Origin of the sequence: Rickettsia tamurae (genome assembly GCF_000751075.1) — a bacterium.
GTDB classification, from domain to species: Bacteria; Pseudomonadota; Alphaproteobacteria; order Rickettsiales; family Rickettsiaceae; genus Rickettsia; species Rickettsia tamurae.
The window spans coordinates 1-5,502 of the sequence record NZ_CCMG01000005.1 but is presented as its reverse complement, the minus strand read 5'-3'; the positions used below and the strand labels follow the sequence as shown (position 1 = coordinate 5,502).

Below are 5,502 nucleotides of genomic sequence, written 5' to 3'. Positions count from 1 at the left end.
ACAATAGTCTGTTCAGGATGATACAGATTTAAGTGATTGTTTCATAGTTTCTAAGGAGAGTTTTTATGCCATCAAAAACAACGTATCTAAAAGTAAAGAATAATACTACAAGTAATATAACTACAGCAGTGCGTAATATTGATAATTATGATTGGGGTAGCAAGAATAGACCAGATCATAATTTTAATAATAAAGTTATTAAACCATCTAGAGAATTAATAATGCCTGAAGATATTAATACTTATGCTACTGCAAATTTATATACACTTGATTTAATATTTGATGATCGTACAAAAATATCTTGTCGAATTGATCAAGGCGTTGCAGCCGGTAGAAAAGAACAGTTTATAGATTATATACCTGCTACTATATTGGGAGCTACCGTACTTAATCCTGCTGCTGCTGTGGGGGTAGTTGCTTCCACCTATATTGGGGATGCTATTTATTCAAGCATCCAACATAGTGAACGTGGTATAATGGGCTCAGGAGATCATGCGAATCATGCTGCATCAATTAGTGTTATGGGAGATACTGTTGTGGTAGACGTGACCTAGACCTTGAGCATTTAGAGTTAAAGCAAGTGACTAATTTTAGGTATTTTTCAACAAAGGTACGAAAAGTCCTGTGTATGGGGCAAAAGTTAGGTTTTGTGCTAATTGTACAAATAAAACATCAGTATGGATAAATACTCAAGTTTTCACAATGCTTATAATACAAGTAAAGAACCAGTATTTGGAATGAGTCATTGCTTTAATGAGGTGTAGAAGTCAAACCGGATTGTTGAAAAAGTATTTTTATATCCCTATCCCTGCTGTGTAATAACTGTACCTATTTCCTATGGTCTAGCTATACTTTTCTTGGAAATACAAAATGGTTTTGTTTTATTCAATTTAGCTCCTCCCAATTCTTATTAGTTGACTAATCAATAAAACTGATTTGTCAACACTTTTCCGGACAGTTGTTCATGCACATTTTTGTATTTCTTCATATTGTACTGGTGATAGATAGTCATTAGAAGAATGCATTCTTATACGGTTGTAAAATACCTCTATATATTCAAATATGGTATGTTTTGCTTCCTCCCTAGTTTTAAATTTATGTTGATACACTAATTCTGTTTTTATAGTATGAAAAAAACTTTCAGCAACAGCGTTATCCCAGCAATTGCCTTTACGACTCATACTCTGTTTAATACTATGTTGTTTTATAATTTTTAAATGACTGTCAGAACAATATTGGCTACCTCTATCAGTATGCCAAATAAGCCCTTTCGGTGGCTTGCGTTGCCATATTGCCATTAATAAAGCATTATTAACCAAATCAGTTTTCATATTATTACTCATAGACCATCCTATAATTTTTCTAGAAAATAGATCAATAACAGTGGCTAAATATAGCCAACCTCCACTAGCATACGCATCAAGTTAAGAAAAGCAAGTAGATTATACTGGTATTACGGTAGTAAATTATGAATTAAAAAGAAGCTAATATATGGTATAAATTTTTGCAAGATTAACAACTAAATTGTGAGAATTTGTACTATGGGGAAAATAGTAAACTTAGCAAAACTATGCCAAGAGTTTTTTGGAGAGACAGCCAATAATTTATCCATTACAACAGGATTTATTAAGAGACAACGAAAAATAACTGGTTCAGCTTTTCTAAAAGCTATAGTGTTTGGTAATATGAGCGATAGTAATTGTAGTCTTGATGGAATGCGTAATTTTTTAAGTGAAGAAACTATAGATATTTCTGCCCAAGGCTTAGACTTTAGGTTTACTGAGGTAGCAGTAAAATTTATGCAGTCAATGTATGAACAATGCTTAAAATTATTTAGAAATACTATGCCGCTTGATTGCAACATTTTGCAGCAATTTAATAGCGTTAAATTATTGGATAGTAGCCATATTATTCTACCTGCCAATATGGCGGATATGTATAAAGGTTGCGGTGCTTGCTATAAGGGGCGTAGTAGTACAGTGCAATCTTCTCTTAAATTACAGGTAGTATTTGATTATTTAAATCAATCGTTAGATACAGTCGATATAACAGAAGGTATAAGGGCTGATCAAGGATATAGAGAACATTTATCAAACATATATACTAAGGACTTATTAATATCTGATGTAGGTTATTTTGTCCCAGCTTCATTTATTCAAATTATCGAACTTGGTGCATATTTTATTAGTCGTTATAAAGCAGAAACTAATATATATGACCCTATCACTGAGGAAAAAATTGATTTATTAAACTTATTAGATAATAAATTCTTTTTATCAAAAGATGTACTTTTAGGTAAACAAGCAAAAGTTAAGCTACGGATTATATGTCATAAATTGACTGATGAACAGGCTATTGGTAGAAGAAGGAAGGCTAATTTATTAGCTAAGTCTCATAAATATAAATCTTTTTCAAGAAACCAGAGATTACTAGATTGGTCAATATTTATCACTAATATATCAGAGGATATGGTTAATGCTGAGCATATAAATTTATCGAGCAATATGGCAAATTGAATTATTATTTAAATTATATAAAAGTCATGCAAAAATTGAAAATCTTAAAGGGAGAAGTAAACCTGCAAGAGTTTTGTGTGAATTATATGGTAAATTATGTAGTGTGCTTATTTTTCATGGATTATCGAATTGTGTAGAATTAGCAAATGATAGAGAAATTAGTTTAACCAAAGCATTTATTGAACTACAGAAAAGGTCAAGAGAATTATTCCTGTCTATTACTGGACGTCTTAATGATTTAAAGCAGTTCCTTAAGAAATTAATTATAGATTGGGGAAAATTTTCTTTGAAAGATAAATATCGTAAAACCAGATTATTTTCCTTAAATACACTAAAATTATTAACAATTATGGCTTAACTTGATGCGTATGACCTTCACTAGTGGGCACATAGGTTATATCTCCAACCCAATAACAATTAGCATCAAGAACCGTAAATTTTCTATTCAATAAATTAGGAACAATTTGCTTGTTATGATTAGAGTCATTAGTAGCTTTAAATTTACGCTTAGTTTTACAGACAAAACTAGCTTCATCCATTAATCTTGCAATACGCCTCCTACTAATAACTATACTTTGCCTAGATAGCGCCTTTTTAATAGGTCTAGTTCCATAATTACCTCTACCTTCTTTAAAAATAATTTTAATTCTGTTGGTTAATTCATTATCTTCTCGATCCTTATTACATCCAGTATTATTTAACCATTCATAATAACCACTACGTGATACTTGCATAAATTTACACATAGCAGCAATGGAAAAATTACTCTCATGCTCCTTGATCCACGCGTACCTTATCGGGATTCTTTTGCAAAGTACGCGGCAGCCTTTTTTAATAAATCACGTTCCTGTATAACCTTATCTAGTTCTTTTTTTAATCTCTTTAATTCATCATACAGATGTTCATCATCTCTCATTACTTCCTTGGGTTTTGAATATTTATGAACCCAATTATATAGACTAGATTTTGTAATTCCTAGTTCCCTAGCTGTTTGAGTAAAAGGTTGCTTAGACTCAATAGCTAATTTAACCGCTGATTCCTTAAATTCAGCTGGATATATCCTTGGCTTTATATCTGTCATTTTTATCCTTCCTGTTAATAGCTTTTATTATTAACTGTCCGGAAAACTATAGCCACATCAAACGGATAACTCAGCCCCTTTGCTCCACTGCCTTTCAACAGCTTCATCACTACTACGAGCCAATCCGCCCCTATGTACTGCTTTGGTACTCAGATACTCGTGGGGCTTCCACTTGCATCGCTCCCTTTGCATCAATACACAAGTTCCCACGTTCCACATAAGAACCTAAATCAAGTTCATGCCACCTCTATGCCGGAGACCACTTGACCAGTAAACAGGTTCCCGCCAAATTTATCCTGAGTTAACGACTACCCATCAGTTTTGATCTCATCTATATGCTTTCGACACTTCAGCAGTGGTTTAATCGCTTCATCTCCTTAATTCTTACCTGATACCTTGCAAGATACCTTTTCTCTAACGCTCACCCACCTTGGCTCTTAACCAACGCAGCTTAGAGTGGTTTGAAGCCTTTTCCTGTAAAACGGCTTCGGAAGACCTACTTCCATCTCTTATATAGTTACGTACAAATTCAAGCTACATTTATGGCTTCATGTAACTTCCTTTGCACTCGTGGCACACAGTCATCAGCATATTTTACTAAAGCATATTCAGATTTAGGATGGAGATGATCATATTTATTATAAGTTATGTTAAGTATATCTTCCATTCCATGAAGAGCTGCGTTTAAAAGTAAGGGACTGATTACTCCCCCTTGAGGAGTTCCAACTGTTGTTTTAGTGAATTGATATTCTTCCATCACGCCAGATTTAAGCCATGCTTTAATCCAATTTCGTGCTGGAAAATTTCCTATAATTTTCAAAAGAAAATTATGATCGATATTATCAAATGCTCCTTTAATATCAGCGTCCAGTATCCATCCCCTGGTTGTGCCAGGGCAGACAATAGCAGAAATTCTCTGTATTGCATCGTGGGTGCTACGTCCAGGTCTGAAGCCATAGAGTTATTAACTTCAAACTTAGCTTCCCAATATGGTTCGAGTGCTGATTTAACAACAGCTTGCCACAAGTACTTGCTGAAGGCTATAAAATTGCCACTAATCATGGGCAAAATATTATAGGGCTTAGTCCTACTCATAAAGCAGCATCAGAGCTTAAAAGTAAAGGTTACCGGCAATGTTATACAGTAAAAGGATTTTTATTTAAATTGTATAATGGCAAAGCTGATCTAGCAAGAAATAGCCTACTATTAGTAGATGAAGCAGGAATGGTAGGTAATAGTGATTATTTAGAATTACTAAAAGTAGCAAGGAGTAATAATTGTAATTTGATACTGGCTGGGGATGAGAGACAACTAACTTCCGTTGAGCGAGGAGGAATGTTTGCAGTATTTGCAAGTAGATTTGGCTCGTATGAGTTAAGTAACATTAGAAGACAAAGTAAAGTGTGGTCAAGAGAAATGGCTTCATGCTTTGCAAGATCAGATATTGCTTGTGGCTTGCAGTTATTAGAACAGCATAATGGTTTAAAGATTGATCATACGCTAGAAGAATCAATGGTAAGATTAATTAATGATTGGAGTAACAGCAAATTTGCTCTAAATGAGCGTTTAATAATTACCATGCGTAATGTTGAAGTAGATAGTATTAATCAAGGGATCAGGGAGTTATTAAAAGCTAAAGGCTTGCTTACCGGTAAAGAATATAGACACTATCTATCATCTAAAAAGCACGAAGATTATATGGCAGGAGATCGTATTTTGTTTAAGACCACTAATAAAGATTTACAAATAGAAAATGGTGAATTTGCAACGATAACTTCAGTAAGTAATGATAAGTTTGTTGCTAAAATAGATAGCGGGAAAGAAATAGAATTTAATCCTCAAGATGTAAGCTTTAAACATGGCTATGCTTCTACAGTGTATAAAGCACAAGGAGCATCAATTAAA

The 5,502-nt window shown here is 33.6% G+C and carries 4 protein-coding genes and 3 pseudogenes; 3 read left to right on the top strand and 4 right to left on the bottom strand.

Annotation, left to right across the window (positions count from 1 at the left end; all coding sequences use genetic code 11):
* Window positions 1-65: 65 nt before the first annotated feature.
* Window positions 66-554, top strand: a complete 489-nt coding sequence (locus MB29_RS00875; protein WP_032138690.1) for a hypothetical protein — start codon at window positions 66-68, stop codon at window positions 552-554.
* Between the two features lie 408 nt (window positions 555-962).
* Here MB29_RS00875 and MB29_RS00870 read toward each other — a convergent pair.
* Window positions 963-1,403, bottom strand: a pseudogene (locus tag MB29_RS00870) (IS3 family transposase); the annotation flags it as partial.
* A 138-nt stretch (window positions 1,404-1,541) separates the two neighbouring features.
* On the opposite strand from MB29_RS00870, the pseudogene MB29_RS07915 reads away from it, so the two are divergent.
* A pseudogene (locus MB29_RS07915) lies at window positions 1,542-2,874 on the top strand (IS4 family transposase).
* On the opposite strand, the gene MB29_RS00860 reads toward MB29_RS07915, so the two are convergent.
* From MB29_RS00860 to MB29_RS09500, 3 genes and pseudogenes are all read right to left on the bottom strand, one after another.
* Window positions 2,864-3,250, bottom strand: a complete 387-nt coding sequence (locus MB29_RS00860; RefSeq protein ID WP_215426147.1) for an IS3 family transposase — start codon at window positions 3,248-3,250, stop codon at window positions 2,864-2,866. The pseudogene MB29_RS07915 and the gene MB29_RS00860 sit on opposite strands and share 11 nt — an antisense overlap.
* Before the next feature lie 59 nt (window positions 3,251-3,309).
* Window positions 3,310-3,597, bottom strand: a complete 288-nt coding sequence (locus tag MB29_RS00855) for a transposase (protein WP_032138689.1) — start codon at window positions 3,595-3,597, stop codon at window positions 3,310-3,312.
* 529 nt (window positions 3,598-4,126) lie between these two features.
* Window positions 4,127-4,546 (bottom strand): annotated as a pseudogene (locus tag MB29_RS09500) (reverse transcriptase domain-containing protein); the annotation flags it as partial.
* Between the two features lie 68 nt (window positions 4,547-4,614).
* Here MB29_RS09500 and MB29_RS00840 point away from each other — a divergent pair.
* A partial coding sequence (locus tag MB29_RS00840; protein WP_032138686.1) for an ATP-dependent DNA helicase occupies window positions 4,615-5,502 on the top strand: 888 nt, incomplete at its 3' end.

Bases quoted from the DNA above. Each gene is read 5' to 3' on its own strand.
- MB29_RS00875 (WP_032138690.1), top strand. From the start codon at position 66: ATGCCATCAAAAACAACGTATCTAAAAGTAAAGAATAATACTACAAGT.
- MB29_RS00860 (WP_215426147.1), bottom strand. From the start codon at position 3,250: ATGCAAGTATCACGTAGTGGTTATTATGAATGGTTAAATAATACTGGA.
- MB29_RS00855 (WP_032138689.1), bottom strand. From the start codon at position 3,597: ATGACAGATATAAAGCCAAGGATATATCCAGCTGAATTTAAGGAATCA.